Source organism: Neobacillus niacini, assembly GCF_019749295.1.
Classification (GTDB): Bacteria; Bacillota; Bacilli; order Bacillales; family Cytobacillaceae; genus Neobacillus; species Neobacillus niacini_D.
This window is the reverse complement of sequence record NZ_JACWFG010000015.1, coordinates 21,740-41,817: the sequence shown is the minus strand read 5'-3', so window position 1 is coordinate 41,817 and position 20,078 is coordinate 21,740. Positions and strand designations below refer to the sequence as shown.

The 20,078-nt window shown below is 39.3% G+C and carries 16 protein-coding genes and 1 pseudogene; 1 reads left to right on the top strand and 16 read right to left on the bottom strand.

Annotated features, from left to right (window positions below; translation table 11 throughout):
- The 4 genes from H0184_RS20145 to H0184_RS20130 all read right to left on the bottom strand — a co-directional run bounded on the left by H0184_RS20145 (position 1) and on the right by H0184_RS20130 (position 4,799).
- Entirely contained in the window at positions 1–984 is a 984-nt protein-coding gene (locus tag H0184_RS20145) for a proline dehydrogenase family protein (RefSeq protein WP_221827820.1), read from the bottom strand.
- 163 nt (positions 985–1,147) lie between these two features.
- Positions 1,148–2,290, bottom strand: coding sequence for a cell division protein FtsZ (gene ftsZ, locus H0184_RS20140; protein ID WP_221827819.1), 1,143 nt, complete (start codon positions 2,288–2,290; stop codon positions 1,148–1,150).
- A gap of 279 nt (positions 2,291–2,569) precedes the next feature.
- Complete coding sequence (locus H0184_RS20135) at positions 2,570–3,490, bottom strand: DUF1002 domain-containing protein (protein ID WP_221827818.1); 921 nt, start codon at positions 3,488–3,490, stop codon at positions 2,570–2,572.
- A gap of 124 nt (positions 3,491–3,614) precedes the next feature.
- Positions 3,615–4,799, bottom strand: a complete 1,185-nt coding sequence (locus H0184_RS20130; protein ID WP_221827817.1) for an MFS transporter — start codon at positions 4,797–4,799, stop codon at positions 3,615–3,617.
- Between the two features lie 238 nt (positions 4,800–5,037).
- Here H0184_RS20130 and H0184_RS20125 point away from each other — a divergent pair, with 238 nt between their 5' ends.
- Positions 5,038–6,027: an NADPH:quinone oxidoreductase family protein gene (locus H0184_RS20125; protein WP_221827816.1), complete on the top strand. Its 990-nt coding sequence runs from the start codon at positions 5,038–5,040 to the stop codon at positions 6,025–6,027.
- Positions 6,028–6,067: 40 nt separating this feature from the next.
- Here the strand turns inward: H0184_RS20125 and H0184_RS20120 are convergent, their stop codons facing one another.
- The 12 genes and pseudogenes from H0184_RS20120 to H0184_RS20065 all read right to left on the bottom strand — a co-directional run bounded on the left by H0184_RS20120 (position 6,068) and on the right by H0184_RS20065 (position 19,983).
- Positions 6,068–6,835: an IclR family transcriptional regulator gene (locus tag H0184_RS20120; RefSeq protein ID WP_221827815.1), complete on the bottom strand. Its 768-nt coding sequence runs from the start codon at positions 6,833–6,835 to the stop codon at positions 6,068–6,070.
- Between the two features lie 66 nt (positions 6,836–6,901).
- Positions 6,902–9,079: a malate synthase G gene (locus H0184_RS20115; protein WP_221827814.1), complete on the bottom strand. Its 2,178-nt coding sequence runs from the start codon at positions 9,077–9,079 to the stop codon at positions 6,902–6,904.
- A gap of 44 nt (positions 9,080–9,123) precedes the next feature.
- Positions 9,124–10,575 carry an FAD-linked oxidase C-terminal domain-containing protein gene (locus H0184_RS20110; RefSeq protein ID WP_221827813.1) on the bottom strand — a complete coding sequence of 484 codons (1,452 nt, stop codon included), beginning with the start codon at positions 10,573–10,575 and terminating at the stop codon, positions 9,124–9,126.
- Positions 10,556–11,917 carry a (Fe-S)-binding protein gene (locus H0184_RS20105; RefSeq protein WP_221827812.1) on the bottom strand — a complete coding sequence of 454 codons (1,362 nt, stop codon included), beginning with the start codon at positions 11,915–11,917 and terminating at the stop codon, positions 10,556–10,558. Before H0184_RS20105 ends, H0184_RS20110 begins: the two co-directional genes overlap by 20 nt.
- A 1-nt stretch (position 11,918) precedes the next feature.
- Positions 11,919–13,235 (bottom strand): FAD-binding oxidoreductase, encoded by a 1,317-nt coding sequence (locus H0184_RS20100; RefSeq protein WP_221827811.1) that lies wholly within the window; start codon positions 13,233–13,235, stop codon positions 11,919–11,921.
- Positions 13,236–13,400: 165 nt separating this feature from the next.
- A complete protein-coding gene (locus tag H0184_RS20095) occupies positions 13,401–14,183 on the bottom strand; it encodes an NAD-dependent protein deacylase (protein WP_221827810.1) in 783 nt (260 codons plus the stop codon).
- Between the two features lie 190 nt (positions 14,184–14,373).
- Positions 14,374–15,567, bottom strand: a complete 1,194-nt coding sequence (locus H0184_RS20090) for a MalY/PatB family protein (RefSeq protein ID WP_221827809.1) — start codon at positions 15,565–15,567, stop codon at positions 14,374–14,376.
- 175 nt (positions 15,568–15,742) lie between these two features.
- Positions 15,743–16,816 carry a sulfate/molybdate ABC transporter ATP-binding protein gene (locus tag H0184_RS20085; RefSeq protein ID WP_221827808.1) on the bottom strand — a complete coding sequence of 358 codons (1,074 nt, stop codon included), beginning with the start codon at positions 16,814–16,816 and terminating at the stop codon, positions 15,743–15,745.
- 52 nt (positions 16,817–16,868) lie between these two features.
- Positions 16,869–17,723, bottom strand: coding sequence for a sulfate ABC transporter permease subunit CysW (gene cysW / locus H0184_RS20080; RefSeq protein ID WP_221827807.1), 855 nt, complete (start codon positions 17,721–17,723; stop codon positions 16,869–16,871).
- A gap of 15 nt (positions 17,724–17,738) precedes the next feature.
- A complete protein-coding gene (gene cysT / locus H0184_RS20075; RefSeq protein WP_313771804.1) occupies positions 17,739–18,575 on the bottom strand; it encodes a sulfate ABC transporter permease subunit CysT in 837 nt (278 codons plus the stop codon).
- Between the two features lie 20 nt (positions 18,576–18,595).
- Positions 18,596–19,653 (bottom strand): annotated as a pseudogene (locus H0184_RS20070) (sulfate ABC transporter substrate-binding protein).
- Positions 19,654–19,776: 123 nt separating this feature from the next.
- A complete protein-coding gene (locus H0184_RS20065; protein ID WP_396953610.1) occupies positions 19,777–19,983 on the bottom strand; it encodes a YezD family protein in 207 nt (68 codons plus the stop codon).
- Positions 19,984–20,078 lie beyond the last annotated feature (95 nt).

Genomic DNA, 20,078 nt, shown 5'->3' with positions numbered 1-20,078 from the left:
TTATCTGCGTTTCTTTTTAGTAGATTTCGTCATTCTCCCTAACAAGAATGCCCCTGCAGCAACACCAAGGATGGTGTTCGTTTTTTTGTTAAACACTTGCTTTGCGACTAGGTTTAAGTTCTGAGGTCTTTCAGCAAGCCGTCTCATGAAGTATCCATACCAGTCTGTTCCAAATGGTACATAGGTACAGAAATTATAGCCTTCACTCGCCAATTTTAATTGGAGATCTTTCCTAAAACCGTATAACATTTGGATTTCAAATTTCTCATTCGGAATGTTATGCTTTCTTACAAATTCCTTCACATGGTTAATAATGTTGTGATCATGCGTGGCAATAGAAGTGAATTTCCCGTTTAGTAAATGCCACTCTATTAATTTAATAAAATTTGCATCTATATCCTTTTTATCTTGGTAAGCGCATTCAATCGGCTCCTTATAAGCCCCTTTTACAATCCTTAATCGGTAGTTCTTATATTTTTCAAGGTATTCATCAGCACGCAGCAAATAAGCTTGAATAACAGTCCCAACGTTATCATATTCCTTAGACAAATCATCCAAAAGATCAAAAGTAGGCTGTAAGTGGCTAGTGTCTTCCATGTCAATATTTACAAAGATCCCATAATTGCTGGCTTTATCAACGATTTCTCTTAGGTTGCTTAAGCAAAAGCTGTATTCTATATCCAAACCTAATTGAGTAGGTTTTAATGATATATGTGCATCAACTTTATGTTCATAAATAGCTTCAATGACATTAAGAATTTGTTCCTTAGCAGCATTGGCTTCCTTTTCTTTAAAAACAAACTCACCTAGGTTATCTACTGTACAAGAGATACCATGTGCGTTTAACTCTTTAATACTTTTTATAACTTCATTAATATTGGTACCTGCAACAACACTTTGTGCACCCATTTTTAAGCCATATTTTTTAGCTGCACTATTTAGGAATTGATTTTGAGATAAGCCCATAAAAATATCTTTCAACATAGCGATTGCTCCTTGCTGTTGTTATTTCACTATTGCACTATTATTTTAGCATAAATGTTTTAAATTCACCTTAAAGTTTTGATAAACAAGTCAAATTTCTAAAAGTTATTTACTTGACACAAAAAGGCTGCCGAAAATACCTCAGCAGCCTTTGTATTTTATATTATCTTCTGTTTCTATTACGCAAGAAAGTTGGGATATCCAGTGCATCTTCTGACTGTTGTCTAGGTTTTTCATGACTTTGTGCAGGTACTTCTTGAACGCTTTGCTCCCGTCTTGAAAACCCTTGAGACTGTGGTCTAGAATTAACATCTCTTGATGGACCTGAAGTGCTTTTTCCTGATGATAAAAGTGATTCAGAAAAGCCAGTAGCAATAACGGTGATCATAATTTCATCTTTATAGTTTTCATTAATGATCGATCCAAAAATCATATTTAATTCCTTGTCTGCAGCGGATGAAACGATATCAGCAGCCTCTTGAACTTCATATAAACTTAAATTGCTGCCTCCTGTAATGTTCATTAATACACCTTGGGCTCCATCAATGGAAGTTTCAAGTAATGGACTAGAAATTGCTTTCTTTGCCGCCTCAACGGCACGGTCTTTACCTTTTGCTAAGCCAATTCCCATCAAGGCTGTCCCTTGATTAGACATAATCGTTTTCACGTCAGCGAAGTCAAGGTTAATTAGACCAGGAACTGCAATTAAGTCAGAAATACCTTGTACACCCTGTCTGAGCACGTTATCTGCCTCACGGAAAGCTTGGATCATCGGTGTTTTCTTATCAACGATTTGGAGTAAGCGGTCGTTTGGAACAATGATTAATGTGTCTACTGCTTCACGCATTAAATCAATCCCAGCCGCTGCATTTGTTGCACGTTTTCGGCCTTCAAATCCAAAAGGACGTGTCACGACTCCAATGGTTAAGGCTCCAAGTTCGCGGGAGATTTGTGCAATGGCAGGTGCAGCTCCAGTACCAGTACCACCGCCCATACCAGCGGTAACAAAGACCATATCAGCGCCTTTTAGTACTTCTTGTATCTGCTTTCTGCTTTCTTCAACTGCATTTCTGCCAACCTCAGGATTTGCACCTGCTCCTAACCCTCTTGTTAAGGTTGCTCCAATTTGCATTTTTATCTCTGCTTTTGAGAGTTTAAGAGCCTGGGCATCAGTATTAACGGCAATAAATTCTACACCTTGAACACCGTCTTCAATCATCCGGTTAACTGCGTTATTACCGCCGCCGCCAACACCGATTACTTTTATTCTTGCTACTTGATCTATGTCCATTTCAAAATCCCACATGAATGATTTCCTCCTGCTCCTGCAAAAATTCATTGCCTCATTATTCTAATAATTCTAATGAGTATTTTTAATCTGAAGCTATAGTAGATTAATATAACAATATAATAAATTATAATCTAACTAAAGCATATTTTTGTGATTTTTGTCGAACCTTTTTTTACTTAAATTCTATTTTAACAAAAAACTGGGGATTTTTATATAGTCCTGAGGTCATTCCTACTAATTTTAATATTAAATTTTTTGCAAGAGAAAAGCTCAGTTCATAGACTGAGCCCAAATTTACGAGAATATGCTTTTAATACTATCTATTAATTCTTTAAAGAAATCTGCTACCTTTTGCAGAAAGTTCTTATCCCCTACTGCTTCTTCAATTCGCTGCTGGATATCTTGAGTGAGATTTTCCAGCTGTGATTTAACATTATCAAAATTAATATTTAGGTCCCTCATTTTTTCAAACAAATCTATTAATAGCTGACGGTCTTCGGCACTTAACTTGATTTCTAAAGTTTTTAACTTTTCATCAATAATCGCAGCAAGTTCTTCTTTTGTTGCTGGATTTTGATTAGCAATTTCCTTTTTAATTTCCGTTAGCAGCTCACTAACTTTATCTTGGTCGAGCCCTTCTTTTTTTGCTAAGTCCGTTGCCAGATTTAACTCCTCATTTGCAACTTCTGTACGGTCTTTATTTAATCCGGCACCGTCTCCTGCATCATAAGCTTTATAGATTCCTACTAATGCCGAGTGTCCGCTGACTTTCACCGGAGAAGCAACATCTACAACAGCATCTTGAATTCCAGCCGTTAGCAGAGCGTTGGCATACATTTCATCGGTAACCTCTGTGATATTTTCAGGGGTAACCTGATTAATAATAAGACCTTCACCTGAATCCTTTCTCGTAATTTTAGCGGATGAATACATATTAGAATGGCGATCCCCTTTAATATAGGTAACCAGATCTTCTCCAGAAACAGTGATTTCTTTAACCTTACTAGTGTCGGTTACGTTTAAAAGCTTTCTGACTTCATCCTTTTGAGCTGCAGATAATGCCTCACCATATACCACAATTGGCAGCCCAAACTTTTCATTGATACTGTCTTCATTATTACCATTAGTATCGGCAAAAACCTTGCTTGTACTACTTGCAGTTAGGATTATGGCAAAAAGAATGGCAAACGTAATTCCCTTGTAAAAAACTTTCATTAATATCTCTCCTTCTCATGGTTCTAGGCTGTTCACACTAAAACAGACGGTAGCTGATGCAAATTAGTTTCAAATTTGTCGTTAGGGAATGATTAAAATAGGAAACCATCCCGCAGGATGGCTTCTAGTCCTTTGCAAAGCTCTGAATTCTTCTTAAGAAAATAAAGAAGAATAAACAGGAGATTACACCTAAAAAGAAAAAACCTGAAATGACTGAAAAATGTGATGAGATCATCCCAAAGCCTATGCCCACCGAAAAAGTAATTACACTTTCAATCAAGGATTGAAAGGATTCAATAGTCGCTCGTATATTTGAGCTTCCATGATGGTGAAGAAAACCCGTTACTACAGGATCAATCACTCCACTACCTATAAAAATGATAATGATGGTGAGCAGCCCAAACAGACCAGGAAAAATAGCTGTCGCAAAAAAACAAACTGTGGTCAGAGCTAGTATAAAATGAATAATACTTTCAGTTTTAAAATAAGTAAGCAGTGAGGCTGCTAGTATGTTTCCTGGTATCCTAGCGAGCGATATACACGCTGAAAATACTCCGAAAAAAAGGACAGAAAACCCAGCCTCATCTAAATAAAGCTGCCAAAACTCATCTAAATAAGTAATGCATGCTCCAATACCCATCGCATTTATTAGAATAGTAACTAGCTTAGGATTAGATTTATAGAATAATAGTGATTTCTTTATATAAGATATAAAGCTATTCAGTTTCGTATTCTGTCTTACCTCCGGCGTTGTTCTAGGGGGTTCCTTCAATAGGATTGTGAACACGAACGCTATGAACATACCTAAAGCTGAAAGAATATAGTTAAGCTCGAATCCATAATATTTTGCCAGTACACTTCCTGAAAGTGCAGCAATCATCGCACCAATTAAGTCGAGCGAATTCATTCTCCCAACCATTTTTTCAAACGAACTTTGTTTATTGACTGCAGCCAGTGAGTCATAAAGTAGAGCATTGAAAGCACCGCTTGTGCAGGCGCTTGAAATACCTGCCAGGAAGACTACCAAGGCAAATGACCAAAAGTCATAGGCAAATAGCAGGGTGATAAATTCAAACACTGATAGAACAGCACCAATCACTAACAGTGGTTTTCTGCCGTACTTATCAGCAAAAACACCAGTAGGTATTTCAAAGATAACAATACTTACAGCATAAATGATTTCGCAGAGAACTACCAGCAGCACCGTCATACCTCGCTGCTCCCAAAACAATCTTTCGATTACGTAAGCAGGAATAAGGTTATGAAAAAATATGATCAAATAAAGCTTATTAACGTTTTTTGCCATCATCGTTCCATCCTCCCTTTATTTTCTAAAAAACAGAAATCCATAAGGGGGCGGACGGATGGTCTTATTAGATTAACAAGGGGGTCTCACTAAATACATAAAATCAACTCCTATTCCTCTTACCTGTTTCTATTTTAGTTCAAATTATTGAAATTAGTACACGATGTTTGAGTTCTATACTTTTACTATAATGTAGTATGATAAAAATGGAAAATTTTTTATTAAAAGGAGGTTCTAAAGGATGAGTGAGGATTTTAAGGCATTAGTAGTTGATAAGTCTGACACTGACTTTTCGATAGGGGTCAAACAGGTTTCTTTTCAGGATTTGCCAGCCGGAGAGGTACTAATCAAGGTGGCGTACTCAGGTATAAACTATAAAGATGGGCTAGCCAGTCTGCCTGATGGTAAAATCGTTCGTTCCTATCCATTTATACCCGGGATTGACTTAGCAGGAGTGGTAGTTTCTTCAGAAGACCCCCGCTACACAGAGGGTGATCAAGTCATTGCTACTAGCTACGAAATTGGGGTTTCTCATTATGGCGGTTACAGTGAATATGCTAGAATCCCCGCTGATTGGATTGTCCCTTTACCAAAAAACCTCTCTTTAAAAGAGGCGATGATATATGGGACCGCTGGATTTACAGCAGCTCTTTCTGTTCAGAGATTAGAAGAAAATGGGCTCACTCCTGAAAAAGGGAAGGTGCTTGTTTCTGGAGCCACCGGAGGAGTAGGCAGTCTTGCCCTTGCCATTCTAGCAAAACGAGGCTACGATGTCGTGGCAAGTACCGGGAAAAGTAGTGAACATGATTACTTACATAAGCTCGGTGCAAACGAGGTGGTTTCGAGGGAAGAAGTTTATAATGGAAAAGCAAAAGCTTTAGATAAACAGCTTTGGGCAGGTGCCGTTGATCCAGTTGGCGGAGAATTCTTAGCGGCTATCTTAAGTAAAATTCAGTACAACGGTTCGGTTGCAGTTAGTGGATTAACGGGTGGTGGAAACGTACCTACAACGGTATTTCCATTCATCCTTCGCGGCATTAATCTTCTAGGGATTGATTCCGTCTACTGTCCAATGGAAGTGCGCAGGCCCCTTTGGGAGCGAATGGCAACTGATTTCAAACCAGAAGGACTAGAGTCAATCTCTAAAGAAATAAGTTTAGAAGAGCTGCCTCAGACTCTTCCTATCATACTACAAGGGCAGGCAAAAGGAAGATTTATCGTAAAAATATAAGGGAAAAGCCGCAAAAACAAGTAGTATGTTTTGCGGCTTTTTATCTTACATATCCTAGTCTTGCTGACAGCTTCTGGCTTGTTTGAATCATAATTGGTCCAAGCTGGTTTAATCTATCCTTGGTCATCCTTGTAGTTGGACCTGAGATACTCACTGCTGCGGCTGCATTTCCAAGATGATCAAAAACCGGTGCAGCAATACAGGTTATCCCGTACTCATTTTCTTCTAAATCCAAGGAATAACCCCTTACTCTTATTTGTTTTAGTTCCTGAAGGAGGGCTTCTTTTTCTGTAATTGTATAATCTGTATGCGCAGGCATTCCTTTTCGTTCAAGAATCTCAAGAACATCATTTTCAGGTAAATTTGCCAGTATTGCTTTCCCAACGGAGGTGCAATGCATTTGAGCCCTTTTTCCTACCCTTGAATGAGTTCTCAAAGTTTCAGTTCCTTCTAGTTTTTCAATATAAACCACTTCTCCCTGATCATAGACAACTAAATGTATAACTTCATTTGTCTTATTTTCAAGTTCCTGAAGAAATGGTTTTGCTTCAGTCCTAATATCGATTGATTCTAACAGCTTCGAGCTTATGTCCAGAAATTTGTAGCCAAGCTTATACTTTCCTTTATCATGAACTTGTTCGATATAACCATATTGAACGAGGGTGGACAGTGTTCGGAATACGGAGCTTTTATTGATATCGATTTGGTCAGCAATCTCCGTAACACCCAGTCCGCCTTTTTTCATTCCTACGAGTGCGATAATATCCAGTGCTCTGCTTACAGACTTCACCACATTTTCTCTTTGCAAACTAAACCACCTCTTTAAGCAGAACTTTGTCAGGGCATTCTTAATTTTTATTGCCTGACAGGATTTTTAGGATTTGATTGAGTATTTTGCTTTGGCTTCAAGTCGGCGGCTGTGCAGGATGGGTTCGGTATAACCATTTGGCTGGTCGTAGCCCTTAAACACTAAATCACAAGCAGCCTGGAAGGCTACAGATTGATTGAAGTCGGCTGCCATTGGTCTGTATGCAGCATCACCCGCATTTTGTTTATCCACTACCTTTGCCATTCGCTTCATCGTTTCAATTACTTGTTCCATCGTACATATTCCATGGTGCAGCCAGTTAGCAACATGCTGACTGGAAATACGAAGAGTAGCTCGGTCTTCCATCAGCCCAACATTATTGATATCCGGAACCTTTGAGCAGCCTATACCTTGATCTATCCACCTAACCACATAACCAAGTATTCCCTGTGCATTGTTATCTAGCTCTGCTTGGATTTCATCTGAATTCCAATTCGTATTTTCAGCCACTGGAATTTGTAGTATTTCATCCCTTAAATTAGAAATGCTTTTTAGAAGGTTATTTTGTACATCCTTCACATTTACTCGATGGTAGTGTAATGCGTGAAGGGTTGCAGCCGTTGGCGACGGCACCCATGCTGTATTTCCTCCAGCCAAAACATGACCTAATTTTTGCTCGAGCATATTTTTCATTAAATCAGGCATCGCCCACATACCTTTACCAATTTGCGCGCGCCCTTGGAATCCAGTAGATAGACCATTATTGACATTCGATTTTTCATAGCTTTGCAGCCAAACGGTAGATTTCATATCATTTTTACGTATCATGGCACCTGCCTCCATAGAGGTGTGCATTTCATCACCTGTGCGGTCAAGGAATCCTGTGTTAATGAAAACAACACGGTCCTTCACTTCCTTGATACAGGCTTTTAGATTTAAAGACGTCCGACGTTCTTCATCCATAACGCCAATTTTCAATGTATTACTAGCCAAACCAAGTAAATTCTCAGTCCGGTTAAAAAGCTCATTTGCAAATGCGGCTTCCTCTGGACCATGCATTTTTGGTTTTACGATATAGATAGAGCCTGTTTCTGAATTTTTAAAAGTGGTATTGCCAATAATAGAATGCTTGGCACATAAAGAGGTAACAACAGCGTCGATGATTCCCTCCTGAACTTCATTACCAGCACTGTCAAGGATGGCATTGTTCGTCATAAGATGCCCGACATTACGAACAAGCATTAACGCCCGCCCAGCCAAGGTGAATTCACTGCCATTAGGCGACACATAGCTGCGATCAGGATTAAGAGTCCGAGTTAAGGTTTTATTTCCTTTTGTAAAAGTTGCAGATAGATTGCCTTTATTTAAGCCTAACCAATTTCGATAAACCTTGACTTTATCCTGTGCATCTACCGCTGCTACAGAATCTTCGCAATCCATAATCGAAGTAAGTGCGGACTCAAGGAGAATATCTTTAACACCAGCAGCGTCAGTTTTTCCAATTGGATGGCTGCGGTCAATTTGAATTTCAAAATAATTATCATTATTTTTCAACAGAATGGCAGAAGGCTGTTGTGGTGAGCCTTGATAACCTGCAAATTTCTTTTCGATTTTCAAACGTGTTTGTTTACCATTTCTCAAAGTTACCACTAAACTTCCTTGGACTATGGAATATTCTACAGCCTCCTCATGTGAACCATCCTGTAAAGGAACAGTATCGTTTAGAAATTCCCTTGCAAATGCAATCACTTTTTCTCCACGTACTGGGTTGTAGCCACCTTGATTTTGAGCTCCCCCTTCATCACTAATCACATCGGTACCGTATAGCGCATCGTACAAACTACCCCAGCGGGCATTGGCTGCATTAATCGCATAGCGGGCATTATCAACAGGCACAACCAATTGAGGACCTGCTTTACGAGCAATTTCATCATCTGCTCCTTCAGTAGAAATCTTGAAATCTTCTGATTCTGGCAGCAGGTAGCCAATTTCCTCTAAAAAAGCTTTGTATCTATCAAAATTAAATTGTTTATTTTCCCGGTGCCAAGTATGAATTTTCCTTTGAAGTTCAGTTCTTTTTTCCAGTAATTCCTTATTTCTCGGTGTCAATTCAGTAATGATTTTTTCAAAACCTGCCCAAAATGTCTCCTGTTCCACTTGGCTGCCTGGCAAAGCTTCAGAATTAATAAATTCAGCTAGTTCTCTCGCTATCTGTAAATTTCCAACCTTCACATACATACTCATATTATCCTCCTGTACCAATGGTTTATTATCACGAAACCGCGTTCTTAAGAGAGTGATTTCAATTCTTTTTTTATTTCCACACATCGCCCTGGTGTCGGAAACAGTTTTCCTGCATTTAAGAGATTGTTAGGATTAAATACTTCACGTATATTAGTTTGTGCCCGTATTTCCTCGTCTTTGAATACAAAACGCATTTCTTCACGTTTCTCAATGCCCACCCCATGTTCACCAGTGATGGTTCCCCCAACGTCTGCACAAGCCTTTAAGCAAGCGCTGCCAGCTTCTAACGCTTTATCAATTTCTCCTGGCTTCCTGGCATCGAAGAGGACGAGTGGATGGAGGTTCCCGTCTCCCGCATGAAAAATGTTCGCAATCCGCAAACCTGATACTTTACTAATCTGAGAAATTTTACTAAGTACCTCCGGCAGCTTGCTTCTAGGAATGACCCCATCCTGTACTAAATAATCTGGAGAAATGGCGCCCATCGCGCCAAAGCCTGTTTTACGATTGGCCCACCATCGCTCTCTTTCTGCCTCATCCTTGGCAGCTCGAACCTCACGGACATTCCTCTTCCTGCAAACCTCTAAGATTTGATTGACTTGTTCTTCAATTCCTGCCGCAATTCCATCCACCTCAATTAATAGTACTGCTTCAATATCCTTTGGATGACCGACAGGGAATGCAGCCGCCTCCACAGCTTCAATCGCTATTTTATCCATCATTTCGAGTGCGGCAGGAACAATTCCGGCCGAGATAATATCGGAAACCGCTTGGCTTCCATCCTCGACCTTATCGAAATATGCAAGTACGGTTTGTTTTCCTTCTGGATTTTTTAAGATACGAACAGTAATCTTTGTAACAATTCCCAGCGTTCCTTCTGAACCAGTAATGAGGCCGAGTAAGTCGTATCCAGGTTCGTCTAAAACTCCATTCCTTCCAATCTCAACAATTTCTCCATTCGGGAGCACCACTTCCAGGCCAAGTATATGGTTCGTGGTAACACCGTATTTCAGGCAATGTGCCCCTCCGGCATTTTCTGCAACATTTCCTCCGATTGTGCAGCAATATTGACTCGATGGATCTGGAGCATAATAATAGCCTTTATCAGAAATCGAGTTTGTTAGTTTCAGATTAACAAAGCCAGGTTCAACCACCGCTCTTCTGTTTGCTAGATCAATACTGATGAGTTTTTTCATTCGAACCATGCTGATGATGACTTCACCATTAATAGGAATTGCTCCGCCGCTTAGCCCTGTTCCTGCGCCGCGAGCAAGAAAAGGGAGCCCATTATCAGAGCAATATTTTACAAGTTTTGAAACTTCCTCTGTACTCTTCGGAAAGACTACAGCCTTGGGCAAGTGCTTATGAATCGTAAAACCATCGCAATCATATGCGAGCAAATCTGCCTTTTTATACAAAATGGTGCGTGGACCATCAACGATATTTGCTAGATTGATAATATGCTTGTCAGTTGTATTAATCTTTAGGACTGCCATGGCTAGAACCCCTTTCTTCTTTTTGATAGGCCCAGTCAAGCAGTTGAACCGTATGAACAATTTTCTGATTTCTACCGTATTTTTGCACACCTAAAGCCATTTGCATCATACATCCTGGGTTTCCCATGGAAATCATTTCAACATCGTCTGGAACATTTTCCATTTTACTTTTGAGGACTGCGTCTGCCATTTCAGGATGAGTAAGATTATAGATTCCAGCACTGCCGCAGCAACTGTCTGCTTTGGGCATATGAACCATTTCTACCCCCGGAATATCAAGCAGTATGTCACGCGGCTCCTGTCTTACCCCTTGCCCATGTGCTAAATGACAGGCGTCGTGATAAGTGATTCGTGTTTTTAACATTGCCTTTGGCTTTTCATATCCCGTGTCATGTAAGTATTTAGAGATATCCACGACCTTTTCTTCGAAGCTTTCCGCTCTTTTTTTCCATTCCGGGTCGTCACGGAATAGTTCTGTATATTCCTTCATCATACACCCGCATCCCGCTGCATTGACGATTACTGTTTCCGCATTTTCAAACGCTTCAATATTCTGCTTTGCGAGCTTTCTCCCCATTTCTCTGTCACCTGCATGTACATGCAGTGCACCACAGCAGGTTTGATTTCTCGGAATGCACACATCATTCCCATTTCTTGTGAGAACAGTGATTGTAGATTCGTTAATATCACTAAAGAAAACATCCATCACACAACCGGTTAATAAGGATACTTCATGCTTTGTTTCGCCATTAGCTTTTATGACAGAATCATATTTTTTGTGCACACAGCTCTTAACTTCTGGCATAATAGATTCCATTTCCCTTAAGTGCTTTGGCATAATATTAATAAGCTTTGTCTTACGAACTACTTTTTGCAAGCCACTTTTTTGGTAAAATCTTAATAAAGTTCCAATTGAGTTTAAGCGATTATGATGAGGGAAAACACCATGGAGGAAAAACCTATTCACAGTTTTCTTCCAGCCTTTTAGAGGCATACTTTGTCTGATTTGCCCTCTTGCTTCTTCAATAAGTCCGCCAACATCTACATCAACAGGGCATGCAGTCGTACAGGCTCGGCAATCTAAGCAGGAAAAAACAGGATCTGCAAAATGTTCATCCACGAACAACTTTCCTTCTGCGACTGCTTTGATGAGGTACACACGTCCACGCGGCGATTGCTGCTCTTCACCTGTTTGTTCATATGTAGGACATGATTCCAAACACATACCACAATGCACACAATCAGCCCACTTACTTTCCTGTGGGGGATCACGCCAAAGATAGTTTCCTAATGTGGAGGTACAAGGCGGGTCTTGTTTTAAAACTGTTTCTTTTACACTCACGTTAGATCCCCCCAACAAAACGATTTGGATTCAATATTCCATTTTGATCAATTTTTTGTTTTATTCCTTCAAAGAGAAACTGAGACGCCGTTTTATTCCCCCAAACATTAGCTTCCTTGCGGAGGGAGAAAGGAAGGTGCTTTATGATGGCATACCCTCCGAGCTGCACAGCTGTTTCTCTTACGAGTCGAATAGCTGATAGGACATCAGCAGATGCACCCTTGATCGCCATTTGACAGATTCCAGTCCCTAAGCCTCCATGTGCTTCAATGGAAACATGACAGGAATCGCCAATCAGCTCTGCTTCTTGTAATAACTTGATAACATCTAAGTTGATGACACCAATTTTAAGTACTGCCTCTGTAGCGCTTACATTTGTATATACATGGGGTTGATGGTGATAAAAAGTATTCCAGAAGGAATTTGCTTCATGTTCTGATAGGGACTTAATGGTGGTTTTCTCAGGCATCATGTGCCTGATAACGTCTTCTTGGTAGTGTACTGAGCTCTTTACATCTTCAAACGAAATAAGCAATGTATATTGATTAGTGTTTGTCAATTTCCCAGCTAAGGCGGGGGTTATAATCTCGAGGCTGATGGGTTCGACCAAAGAATCTAGCACCTTGACAGCAGAAGCTGAAATTACTTCTAGACTGCTATTAGGAAAGGAAATGAGAAGAATAGATTCATATTTTGCAATGGGACGCAGTTTTAAGGTCACTTCTGAAATAACACCAAGGGTGCCCATTGCACCAATAAATAGCTTATTCATATCATATCCAGCAACATTTTTCACCACTTTTCCACCTGAACGAATCAGTGACCCATCAGGGTAGACCATTCTGAGGCCAATAACATTATCTCTCGCTGCCCCATACCCTAACCTTTTCGGCCCGCTATCGTTTGCAGAAATAATTCCACCAATTGTGGCCGCCTCAGGAAAGAAAGGGTCAAGTGGGATTTTTTGATTGTATGGCGCTAAATGGTTTTGTATTACTTGGAAGGGTGTACCAGATTTGATGGTCAATGTCATATCACCAGGATCATGCTCAACAATTCCAGTATATTGTGCCAACGATAATTGAATGTCTGCTATTTCTAATAGCCCTCCAAACCCTCTTTTTGTCCCGCCTCCTGCAATAATAACAGTGTGTTTATGGGTATTGGCATACTCTAATATAGATGAGATTTCTTGTTCTGTTTTTGGAAGTATCGTCACTCTTCCGGAATTCCCAAGAGGATGATGCGGGTCCTCTTCTATTAGCTTAATTCCTTTAAAGACAGCTTTTAAGTCAGATAGACTTCCGTCAATAATCATTCCTTCACCCCCATTGTTTCGCAATAACAAACAACGTTTTTTTTAATTTACAAAATAGGCTTTCATCATTTTCTCTTTCATTTTATTTACCCATATTTTAATTGTCAATCTATTTAGAAAATTTAAACGGTTTCCAATAAAGCTGACTACAAAAAAAATCCACCATTAATCAACTGGTGGATAAATACTACTATTTAGTTTACTTAAGGTTTCTCCAATCGAACCATGAATAACATAGGAGTCCTTTGTCCTGTCATACGGAGAATCTCCCATATTAATAATAATTAGAGGCGTCCCTTCTTTCCTATATTGCGGGAATGTGGAGAATGGAGTAACCTTTAAACTTGTTCCTAATACCAGTAGGCAATCAGCTTGATTAATAATGTTAATAATTTTATTGAAGCCATCGATGCTAAACCAATCACCAGCATCTCCAAATAGGACGACGTCCGGTTTAATGTATCGTTCTTTTTCAGTACGAGTTTTGCAATGGCTGCATATATAAAAATCGTCCATGGTGTTTAGTCTAACGATCATTTCCTCGGTCGTATAGGCTTTGGAGCAATTTTGACAGCTAGCTGTTTTAATGGTCCCATGAAATTCAATTACCTTTTCGGAACCTGCTTTCTGATGAAGACCATCGATATTTTGTGTGATTATATGGCTTACCTTTCCAACCTTTTCCCAATGAGCTAAAACCTGATGACCTTTATTTGGAGGTGCTTCTGGGTGGTAAAGATTCTCAACAGCAAACTGATAAAATCCCTTGGGATTTTGATAAAAATTATCTAGCGACAGGATATATTCAGGTGCCATCTGATAAATACCTGTTTGCGAACGAAAATCCTTAATTCCCGATTCCGTACTAATACCTGCACCCGTGAGGACGACAATATTCTTCGCGTTTTCAATTAGCATTGTGCAGGTTTGAAGCATGCTGCTCTCCATATCATCTCTCCTATGAAACATAGTACCTATTTTAGTCGTAGCAATAGATGTAACCACTGCTAACTTACTGCTAGCACTTTGCTACATGTTAGTATTACAGCTAATTCGCCAGTATTTTTCGTTATCCGCCAGTATGTCTTACCATTCGGCAGTTTTCTTCGCTAGCTCTATCATCTATACAATTAATTACCTATTTTAAATCTTCAAATTCTCTAGCGATTCTTTCAAATGCCTCTTTAATCATTGGTCTTGGGGATGGAATACAGATACGTTGATGGTGCAAGCCTTCTTCTCCGAACATTTTTCCATCTTCTAATAAGACATTTGCTTTGTTATAAATCCGCTCATGGACTTCGTCAGGTGAAATTCCATAAGCACTAAAGTCCATCCACATAATATAGGTTCCCTCTGGTATTCTGACCTTCACTTTTGGCATCTTTTCCGCTAAAAACTCCACAGCCCATTCCATCGTTCCATCGATATATTCATTCAGCTGCTCAAGCCAATCTTCTCCATCATGATAAACCGATAGAAGAGCCGAAACGGTAAAGGGTGATGGTAAATGCATGCCCATTACACCAAAATAGGTTTTTCTCAATTCTGGATTCGTAATTATGACATTCGTGCAGTGAAGTCCAGCCAAATTAAAGGTTTTATTAATCGCTGTAAACGTTATGATATGATCTTTATACTCTGGAACTACTTTTGCGATTGGGGTAAAAGTTTGACCCTGTCGAATGATGTCTCCATGAATTTCATCCGCTACAATCAGTACATTATTTTCCACACAGATTTCTGCCAATTTTCTAAGTTCTTCTTCGTTAAACACTCTTCCAGTTGGATTGTGTGGATTACATAAGATAAACATTTTTGTTTTTACATCTTTTGCCTTAGCTTCGAAATCTTCGAAATCGATGGAATAATAACCTTCTGCATCCGCGATAAGTGCATTATTTAACAGCGTTCTTCCATTAGCTTTTATGGAGGAAGTAAAAGGAGGATATACAGGCCGTTGGATAATCACTCCGTCTTCCGGCTGTGTGAATGCGCGGACCGCAACATTTAGCGCATGAACTGTCCCTGGACTATAAACGATCTCTTCCTTCTGGAACTCCCAATTATGTCTCTTTTTAAACCAGTGTTGTACGGCTTCAAAATACTCATCAGGAAATACAGAATAACCAAAAATACGATGATCAACGGTTTTATGTAAGGCGTCTATTAAAGGTTGAGGTACTGGTAGATCCATGTCCGCAGTAAATAATGGGATTGTATTTTCATCATATCGATCCGTCAGACCCATTTTTTTAATCAGCTCTCCTCCATCCCATTTTATGGAGTAGGTCCCTCTCCGATTTACAATCTCATCAAAGTTATATTTCATGTAATCAGCCCTTCCAGTTGTTATTTAATGTACCATTTACGTTCGTTGATCATTTTCATGTAGAAAAAGCTTCTACCTATTAATTTATGCTTAATATAGGTATATTTCAATCATAACGATTCTTGATAATGTCAGAAAAATAAATAAGTGCCAGGATTTCCTAGCACTTTTCCTTCTATATTAATTTGCTTTTCAATGAATTTCTAATACCACTTTTTCCTGAATGATTTAATTTATTTTCCGAGTTTTTATCAAATACAACGATATTTTTAAATTCGGCATAAAGGATATCTCCTTTTTTTACTTGGCCCATTTTTTGATACTGATCGATACTCATTTCTGCTTCAAATAAATCATTCGTATCATAGCGTCTTAACTCAATCCTTACGGTTGATCCAATAACATGGATGTGTGATACCTCTGATACGATGCTGTCCCCTTGTAAAATTTTACGGAGAACAATTTCATGTGGCCTTATATAACTAATCTTATCAGACTCACTTGCTACTTCAGAATCCCGAAATTCGTTAACTCTTCCTAAAAAACTATAAACGAATGCGCTCTCAGGTTTTTGATAAACCTCCTCAGGTGAGCCAATTTGTTCAATTTCTCCAAAGTTCATTACGACTACGGTATCAGCCATCTCTAGTGCCTCTTCCTGGTCATGAGTAACAAATACTGTAGTGATGTTGAGCTTTTGATGAATTTCTCTTAACCAATGGCGAAGTTCCTGACGAACCTTTGCATCGAGCGCACCAAATGGTTCGTCAAGAAGTAAAACTTCAGGTTCTACAGCAAGAGCCCTTGCTAACGCAATGCGCTGTCTTTGTCCTCCTGAAAGCTGTGATGGATAACGTTTTGCTAGATGGTCTAATTGAACGAGCTTTAATAATTCATTTACTTTTTCGGTAATTTCATTTTTAGAAGGACGTGTTTTTCGTGGTCTTACCTTTAAACCAAAAGCAATATTTTCAAAAATAGTCATATGCTTGAACAAAGCATAATTTTGGAAAACAAACCCTACATTTCGTTCTTTAATACTTTTGTAGGTGTTATCAATGTCATCGAAGTAGATTCCTCCTGAATCCAATCCCTCTAAACCGGCAATAAGCCGCAGGAGCGTCGTTTTACCTGAACCCGATGGTCCTAATAAAGCTACAAAATCCCCTGTTGGTATTTCAAGACTAACATTTTTGACGGCTTGAAAGGTTCCAAAAGCCTTTGACACGTCCTTTATCGTAATCCCCATTTCAACAATCCCCCAATGAAAGACAAATAAATATACCTTTGACAATGCTTTTTTAGTGTTTTTTTGTTTTCCACTCTACAAAGCTTTTTAAAATTAATGTCAGTAAAGCCAGCATAGCCAATAAGGAAGCAACAGCAAAAGCTGCGGTAAAATTGTATTCGTTATACAAGATTTCAACATGGAGAGGAATAGTATTGGTTAATCCTCTAATGTGTCCGGAAACAACTGAAACCGCACCGAATTCACCCATGGCACGAGCATTACAAAGAATGACACCATATAGTAAGCCCCATTTAATGTTAGGTAATGTTACGCGAAAAAACATTTGCCAGCCGTTTGCACCAAGCGTAATCGCTGCCTGCTCTTCCTCGGTTCCTTGTTCCTGCATGATGGGCAGCAATTCTCTGACTACAAACGGGAAGGTAACAAAAATAGTTGCTAGAATAATTCCAGGTATTCCAAAAATAATCTTAATATTATTTGCCTCGAGAAATGGTCCAAATAATCCTTGTGAGCCGAACAATAGAACAAAAACAAGTCCTGCTATAACCGGTGAAACAGCAAATGGTATATCAATTAACGTAATTAAAATATTTTTACCCTTGAACTCAAATTTGGCAATAGCCCAGGCTGCAAACACCCCGAAAATCGTGTTTACAGGAATCGTTATTGCAGCTGTAATTAATGTTAATTTAATTGCAGAAACGGCATCAGGCTCTGTTAAAGCTGCAAAATATAACTGAACTCCTTTATTCAAAGCTTCTGAGAAAACAGCAATTAAAGGTACTACAATAAATATTCCTAAGAAGCCTATGGCAACCGTAATCAGCAGCCATTTTGTTAACAATCCAGGCTGGAAGGTGGTTTTTACATTTTTAGCATGAAGGGTTGTATCTCGAACTATCATATTTCCCTGACTCCTCTAGCTTACTTGATATTTTTTTGTTGTTTTCCATTGCCAGAAATTAATCAAGAATAATAAAACGAATGAAAATACGAGCATTACAACGGCAATTGCTGCTGCGCCGGCATAATTGAATTGTTCTAGTTTCGTAATAATTAGCAATGGAACAATTTCTGTTTTCATTGGCATATTCCCTGATATGAACACAACGGAACCATATTCGCCCAGAGCCCTTGCAAACGCAAGGGCAAAGCCTGTTAAGGTAGCTGGGAATATGGCTGGAAAGATAATTTTCGCAAAAATCTGCAGAGGATTGGCCCCAAGGGTTGCTGCAGCCTCCTCATATTGCTGATCCAAATCTTGCAATACTGGCTGAACAGACCGAACGACAAAGGGAAGTCCGATAAACGTTAATGCAATCATAATACCCAGTGGTGTATAAGCTACCTTTATCCCGATGGATTCAAAGTACTGCCCTATCCAACCATTTGGAGCATAAATCGTCGTAAGCGCGATTCCTGCTACCGCGGTTGGAAGTGCGAAGGGTAAATCAACGAGCGCGTCAATTATTCGTTTTCCATAAAAATCATATCGTACTAAAACCCATGCGATAAGTGTCCCAAAAATGGCATTAACAAAGGCTGCTATGAAGGATGTATAGATAGTTAATTTATAGGAAGCAACGACTCTTGCCTCGGTTACGGTGTCCCAAAATTCTGCAAGGCTGATTGTCGATGCTTTTAAAAATAGGACTGCAATCGGAATCAAAATGATTAGGCTTAGATAAATCAGTGTGTACCCCATAGATAGACCAAAACCCGGCAAAACACGATGTCGCTTTCTTTTATCAGCCACGTTGAAACTCTCCTTTAACTTTACGGTTTGTATATCTCATCAAAAACTCCACCATCATCAAAATGTGTCTTTTGCGCATTTTTCCATCCATCAAAAACTTCATCGATGGTAAATAGTCTAATTTCAGGGAACTGTTTGGCGTACTTTTTGGCTGCCTCTTCAGAACGTGGGCGGTAATAGTTTTTAGCTGCAATTTCCTGCCCTTCGTCTGTGTACAGATAATCTAAATATGCTTTCGCCACTTCTTCTGTTTCATGTTTTTTAGCATTTTCATCGACAACTGTAACAGGAGGTTCTGCAAGAATACTGATGGAAGGAACGACAATTTCAAATTCATCCTTACCTAACTCATTCAAGGCTAAGAATGCTTCATTTTCCCATGCAATTAGTACATCCCCAATTCCTCTTTCAACAAATGTTGTTGTCGAGCCGCGTGCACCGGAATCTAGAACAGGTACATTTTTAAACAGTTTGGTTACAAACTCTTTTGCCTTTGCTTCGTCCCCGTTATTTTGTTCTAAGGCATATCCCCAGGCTGCAAGGTAATTCCATCTCGCACCCCCTGAGGTTTTAGGATTTGGAGTGATTACGGAAACATCTGATTTCACGAGATCATCCCAGTCTTTAATAGCTTTGGGTTGCCTTTTCTAACAAGAAATACAATCGTTGATGTGTAAGGTGAGCTGTTGTTATCTAGTTCTTCTTGCCATTTCTCCGGCAGCTTTCCCGCTTCAGCAATTACATCAATGTCATAGGCTAATGCCAACGTCACAATATCCGCTTCAAGACCATCAATAACAGAACGTGCCTGTTTACCAGAACCTCCATGTGATTGGTTAATGGTCACTTTTTGTCCTTTTTCTTTTTCCCAATAGGCTGCAAAGCTTTTGTTAAATTCTTCATAAAATTCTCTTGTAGGATCATACGATACATTTAATAGCTCAATATCTTTTTTTTCTGTTTCTTGTGTTCCAGCTGATTGTGTCTCACTCTCACTTGTTGCACTCTGATTCGAGCACCCGGCCGCCCATAATAGTAATGTTAAGGAAAATAGCGTTAACCATGTTTTTTTTATCATTTTAATGACTCCTCTATATTTTTGTAGGCTTTTTCCAATAAAAAAAGCCCCATTAGTCAATACGTGTACATAGCACACATGTAAAGATACTAAAGGGCCTTCGGGTGTCCGATCGGCAATTATTCATTTTTCTGGCCTGCTTTTGGTTTTTTTTGTGAGTGACGTTACACTCGATTTACTTTGTAAAGGGAGGCGATGCTTTTCTAAGCGATCAATTTGCGTAATTTGTGAATCATGAACGGTTATTTGTACCGTGCCAAACTCCAAGCCTTCCAATAAACTAGCTATTTTCTCCATCACTTGTTGATCCAGACGCCCTTTTATCGTCAACTAAATCCCTCCTTCTTACTTTGTAATGTTCCCAATACTCTAATTCCGACTATCTATATAGGATTACTATAAATCAAATCATAAATGTTATTTTC

Coding starts and splice junctions, on each gene's coding strand:
- H0184_RS20145 (WP_221827820.1), bottom strand. CDS start 984: ATGTTGAAAGATATTTTTATGGGCTTATCTCAAAATCAATTCCTAAAT.
- ftsZ (WP_221827819.1), bottom strand. CDS start 2,290: ATGTGGGATTTTGAAATGGACATAGATCAAGTAGCAAGAATAAAAGTA.
- H0184_RS20135 (WP_221827818.1), bottom strand. CDS start 3,490: ATGAAAGTTTTTTACAAGGGAATTACGTTTGCCATTCTTTTTGCCATA.
- H0184_RS20130 (WP_221827817.1), bottom strand. CDS start 4,799: ATGATGGCAAAAAACGTTAATAAGCTTTATTTGATCATATTTTTTCAT.
- H0184_RS20125 (WP_221827816.1), top strand. CDS start 5,038: ATGAGTGAGGATTTTAAGGCATTAGTAGTTGATAAGTCTGACACTGAC.
- H0184_RS20115 (WP_221827814.1), bottom strand. CDS start 9,079: ATGAGTATGTATGTGAAGGTTGGAAATTTACAGATAGCGAGAGAACTA.
- H0184_RS20110 (WP_221827813.1), bottom strand. CDS start 10,575: ATGGCAGTCCTAAAGATTAATACAACTGACAAGCATATTATCAATCTA.
- H0184_RS20100 (WP_221827811.1), bottom strand. CDS start 13,235: ATGATTATTGACGGAAGTCTATCTGACTTAAAAGCTGTCTTTAAAGGA.
- H0184_RS20095 (WP_221827810.1), bottom strand. CDS start 14,183: ATGGAGAGCAGCATGCTTCAAACCTGCACAATGCTAATTGAAAACGCG.
- H0184_RS20090 (WP_221827809.1), bottom strand. CDS start 15,567: ATGAAATATAACTTTGATGAGATTGTAAATCGGAGAGGGACCTACTCC.
- H0184_RS20085 (WP_221827808.1), bottom strand. CDS start 16,816: ATGGGGATTACGATAAAGGACGTGTCAAAGGCTTTTGGAACCTTTCAA.
- cysW (WP_221827807.1), bottom strand. CDS start 17,723: ATGATAGTTCGAGATACAACCCTTCATGCTAAAAATGTAAAAACCACC.